Here is a 5,032-nt window from a genome sequence, read left to right on the forward strand (position 1 = left end):
AATCATCAATAAAATTTTCTTCATAAGCTTAATAATTAGTTTAATAGTTCTTTTTAGAAATGTTTTGAATTCAATAAACACATGTGCACAATAAGATAATATTGAAGAAAAAAGATGACGGATTTTTCACGATTTGGATGATATTTTTTTTATGAAATTGCGAAATACTTCGCTCTTCAGTACGACAGACAAGGATTATAGCCGTGAGTAATATGCAGGACAATGAAATTTCCCTTCAAACATTTATCAGATAGTCTTTTACTCCTCTTAAGAGAAACTCCCTCAGAAAATTAAGCGGAAAGCACCTACATTACTTTTTTCAATAGCTTATAGACAGAAGTTATTGTATATTTTAACTATTAATAGACAACCCGCTGCCAATGACGTATTTAGTACACTACATAAATTCATTAAGCCACATAAATAGGCTTTAAATGCTACAAATACGTACACCTCAAAGCTTCCCGAAAGGACAAATATTATTTTATTTACTTTTAAAGTGCTAACTTCGCAGCGAACTTTAGGGCAAATACTAACACAAATTACACTGCATTATTTTTATTTTTTAATACACAAAACTATTATGATAAAATATATAATATTATTATTAGGAATCAGTATCAGTATCTTCTCGCAAGCCCAAGTAACCATCGGGTCTGCCAGCGAGCCTGTCTATGGTGCTATCCTCCAACTCAAAGAGAATGACTCGAAGGGTACAAATGCCACTAAAGGCTTTGGTTTTCCGAGAGTTTTTTTATCAAACGGAGACAAACTGTTTCCTATGTTCCCAGAGGGATACAATATCGTACAAGACACTATAAACGAAGGACTAACGGTATACAACACCAACCCTAAGTTTTCTAACGGACGAGGTATATATACATGGCAACTAAACGACTCTTTGTATACATGGACAGCCCTGAAACCAAAAGTGTCGGTTGTAGAAAAAACATTGGCGGTTGTAGTCAAGAATGACAACCAAACTATCGCCGCAAGAACAAATAGTGAAACAAATCCGGCGAGAACAAATATTATATGGGATTCGATAAAAGGTATAAATACAGAAGGCATAAAAATTATAAACAACACAGATATATATCTTCCTCCCCTCAAAGACTTTAAGATAACCGGCTACGTTGGCATTTTTACAAATGGCACTGAAGGAAGCGCAACTTATATCGCTAGCCGTTTCTACCTGATAAAAAATAATAATCCGACTCTTGTTTCACTGCCAATATCTACATGGGGATATTCTGAATCATCTACAGAAAGCTATCACGATGGCGGTGTCACAAACCCGATATGTATTTTGAACTCAGGAAAGGAAGGTTCATTGATAAGAATGATAGCTAACGGACCGGCAAACAATAGAGTCACACGTATGGCGGCATCTACATCACATGATGCCAAATATATGAGCTCGATAGGTAGCTATCTACTGATAGAAGAATTATAAAAAACTATAAGCCTTAATAGCATTACATATCCTTACTAAAATGTAAGATCGTTTCTACACAACAGACAGGACTTCCCAACCTTACAGCCCTTTATTTTATATTGTCATGTGACAGATATAAAATAAAGGGCTTTTTTTTATACAATTCGCAACTGTAATACCAATAAGAAATTCTATACTAATTCTTTGCGTCTTTCGGCAAACTCTTTATTGGCAAGCACCCCTTTCTTGATGCGCGAGATAGCCCGCTGTATATTATGCGCCTTAACCCCAGTAATTTCCGATAGAGAAGTATAGTTTATAGCAGGTTTCAGCGAGATATACATCTTAAACAATTCGAAATCACGAATATCATAATTATCATATACATACTGCATTATGTCCGACTCCAACTTACTTTGCTTGGCTTCGATCTCACGGAAATAACCGCTATCGACATCCGACTTGTCGTAGTTGGGCAATAGCTCGCAATATCTGTTTTGCTTGATGCCCTCCGCCATCAGGTTGGTATAATACGAACGGATAAAATAATGCATGTAATTCTCTATTTTGTTTCCCGAGAAGAGAATGTTCTCGTACATTTTCAGGTAGCTGTCGTTGAAAACATCACAGTTGTACGAACGGCGCACCTCAAGGTATTGTGTCAGCTTTTTATTATTGTCGGCAAACCAACGGTTGAAAGCTTCTGCCTTTTCGGCAAAAACGACGTCCGACATATCACGTTTTTTACTGAAATACTTTTTCCCTTTGTTGCCTTTGCTTACGTTGAATAATAGCATAATATAATAAGATAAAGAATGGTTAATAATTGATTATAAATACATTGAATACACTTTTAAGATAAAGATCACCGCACAAAAAAGAGCAGACGATGCCCATCGGAACGAAAATCCCGACAATTGTTAATAGCTACAAATCATTTGTTAATCAGCGCCTTTGGCTCTGCCCCTTGAATTCGATGCGGCGGGTAACCGAAATAATGCGCTCCATCACCCGCTGACCATAGCGAGCCACAATCCGATCGCCGTTGAGATTGGTGGATACGATAACCAGTTTTCGGTATTTTTCGGCGGCATCCATCACTTCGGCAAAGGCTAGGCGGCGGTTGCCATAACTTACCAAAGTATCTTCCGTACCAATATCGTCGAGGCTTATAACATGTTTCCTCAGCAGCTTGTCTATATCGCTGTTCATCTTCTGAGCATCATACACATTCACCACCTTGTTCATATACTTCAGCAAGATGGCAGGCAGCACATGATACCCCAGCATTGTTTTGCCACGACCATAGTCGCCATACAGAAAAAGTCCCCTCCCCCGATTGTCTGCCAACCAGTCTGCCACTTCTTCATACTCGGGCAGCCAGTGCAATTCGCTCCTTTTCTGTGCCAGACAGTCTTTCATATAGTGATAGAGCACCGTGCGTGCTTCGGGCACACGTACTATCACTTGATTCTGAGGCACAGGCATATCGTGCTCTTTCATTCGACAGCATATTTCGTTAAAATCGTTCATCTCCTATGCTTTTTAGTTGTTTACACTCGGCTATGGGCTGCATATAATCCTCCGACTTTTCCCACGTGCGGACAGCAGCCTGCCAGTTTTTCATTTTGTTACGCCCCATCATCCAGTCTTTTGCTGTATAGAAGTCTATAAACTTACGGGCATCCACCCTGCCGCCCCTTTGCTTGCAGTAAGCCCTCACCTCTTCGAAGGTAGGCACTACGAATGCGGATTTTGCATTGCTCTCATCGCCTGTAAAGGGGAACCCTTCCTTTTCAGGTTTTACCTGCTTCTTACTTGCCGGTCTGCACCCTTTTTTGTTGTACAACAGTGTATATACGGGCGAACGAAGCCTGCGCTGTCCTGCCTCAAAGTCTATCAGCCCCTTCTCTTTTAGCCTGTTGCGTGCATCTATCATGGTCTTTTCGCTAAAGCCGATCGTAGCGCAGATAATACCATTGGTACACTCAAAAGGGTTTTCCCATTGGCGAGCGTTCGACTCCTGCATCAGAAAGTAATACAGATCTGCCTCGCTGGAGCTCAATCGCACCTTACGGCGGATTTGCCAAAATAGATTTATGAGTTCAATGTAGTTCATACAAGCGATTAATTGTTTTACAGCCGGTGTTCGGTTAGTTCTTATCAGAGAGGCACACATTGCACTCCCATTAGCTTGTGTATCTGTCGGAAAGTATATCCCGCGATTGTTCACATGCTTCGCTTTCGTTACGGTTATATTCTTCCACTATGGCTCGCAAGCGTGAAGTCAGCACAGCAGAGTCTTCGTAGAGTAAATCCCAGTCGCTATCGAGTACTTCAGCGGTTTTCAGTTGTACGGTATCCATGTATGTTTCAAACTCTACACACACCCGCACACCGTTAATTACATCGTCAAAATCGGGTATCTCCGACCTGTCGGATTCATACAAATGGCCGGTAACGGCTTTCACTAAGCTTGCCATCTGTCTTTCATTGCAATAGCAGTCAATTTTCAGTGCTCCCATTTTTCTTTCGTTTTAATTGCCAGATTGTATTTATTTTCTTTAATTTGATAGTAAATAATACTTTCAATACAAATATACACATATTTGTGAATATATAATACACATTTATGTGAATGCTATAGTTAATTATAGTTAACTCACGTTGAACAGGCAATACAATCTAGATAATGAATAAGATAGATCGGTAATCATTTTCTAGCAAAGACTTAAGAAGAAAGAAAAGAAGAAGAAAAAGCAAAATAATCACATTAAATGCCCATTTAACAATACACATATTAGTGAACAATGGAAATACATGAGAGAATAAAGAAAATAAGGGAAGATTTGTTTAAAGGGTCTAACAGCGAATTCGCCAGATCGATAGACGAAAAACCAAATACGACTAGCAACTGGATAAGCGGAAACCGAAAAATCGGATTGGAAGTGATAGAGAAAATACTTGCCCGCCTGCCACAGATAAATGCAAGCTGGCTACTCACCGAAGAAGGACCGATGATGAAAGCCGACGCCGACAAGGAAGAGCCATACCTGATAACAAAGGCGGGGGTGAAATACTTTCAGTTGGCAAACGGAAAATACCTGATGCGGGTTCCCTTTGTGCCGATAAAAGCCTATGCCAAGTACATAGACGACTATCGTGATGCCGAGTTTAGCGGTTCGCTCGACGAGTACAATTTCATTGTAGACCAGATAGGACACGGAAAGTATATGGCCTTTGAGATAAAGGGCGACAGCATGGACGACGACACTCGCAAAAGCCTCGCAAACGGCGACATCGTGCTGGGGCGTGAACTGGGATCGGAACACTGGAGAGACAAGTTGCGTACAAATGAGTATCCCAACTGGATAATTGTGCTCGACAACACCATCCTCTGCAAACAGATAATAAATCAGGACGTAGAAAAAGGTACGATCACCTGCCATTCGCTAAACACCTCACCCGAATATTCAGACTTCGAGTTGAGCTTTAACGATATACGGCAGATGTTCAATATTATACAAAGGGTATCGAATATGATGTAGCTTTTCAAGCAAAAGAAGAGACAAATATTAGAGCAGTAGGGGCGAT

Annotated in this window: 6 protein-coding genes; 2 read left to right on the plus strand and 4 right to left on the minus strand. The window is 40.3% G+C overall.

Annotation, left to right across the window (positions count from 1 at the left end):
• The first annotated feature begins 583 nt into the window (after positions 1 to 583).
• A complete protein-coding gene (locus PKC55_RS05685) occupies positions 584 to 1,456 on the plus strand; it encodes a phage tail-like protein (RefSeq protein ID WP_283685783.1) in 873 nt (290 codons plus the stop codon).
• A gap of 173 nt (positions 1,457 to 1,629) precedes the next feature.
• On the opposite strand, the gene PKC55_RS05690 is transcribed toward PKC55_RS05685, so the two are convergent.
• The 4 genes from PKC55_RS05690 to PKC55_RS05705 form a co-directional block, all read right to left on the minus strand.
• Positions 1,630 to 2,235: a hypothetical protein gene (locus PKC55_RS05690; RefSeq protein ID WP_135104684.1), complete on the minus strand. Its 606-nt coding sequence runs from the start codon at positions 2,233 to 2,235 to the stop codon at positions 1,630 to 1,632.
• A gap of 148 nt (positions 2,236 to 2,383) precedes the next feature.
• Positions 2,384 to 2,971, minus strand: a complete 588-nt coding sequence (locus tag PKC55_RS05695; RefSeq protein ID WP_291126434.1) for a P-loop NTPase family protein — start codon at positions 2,969 to 2,971, stop codon at positions 2,384 to 2,386.
• Entirely contained in the window at positions 2,958 to 3,557 is a 600-nt protein-coding gene (locus PKC55_RS05700; RefSeq protein ID WP_291126436.1) for a helix-turn-helix domain-containing protein, read from the minus strand. The genes PKC55_RS05695 and PKC55_RS05700 overlap by 14 nt, the downstream gene beginning before the upstream one ends.
• Positions 3,558 to 3,627: 70 nt before the next feature.
• Complete coding sequence (locus PKC55_RS05705; protein WP_283685780.1) at positions 3,628 to 3,963, minus strand: hypothetical protein; 336 nt, start codon at positions 3,961 to 3,963, stop codon at positions 3,628 to 3,630.
• 285 nt (positions 3,964 to 4,248) lie between these two features.
• On the opposite strand from PKC55_RS05705, the gene PKC55_RS05710 reads away from it, so the two are divergent.
• Complete coding sequence (locus tag PKC55_RS05710) at positions 4,249 to 4,986, plus strand: LexA family transcriptional regulator (RefSeq protein WP_135104680.1); 738 nt, start codon at positions 4,249 to 4,251, stop codon at positions 4,984 to 4,986.
• Positions 4,987 to 5,032 lie beyond the last annotated feature (46 nt).

This window comes from Dysgonomonas sp., from assembly GCF_035323175.1.
GTDB lineage: Bacteria > Bacteroidota > Bacteroidia > Bacteroidales > Dysgonomonadaceae > Dysgonomonas.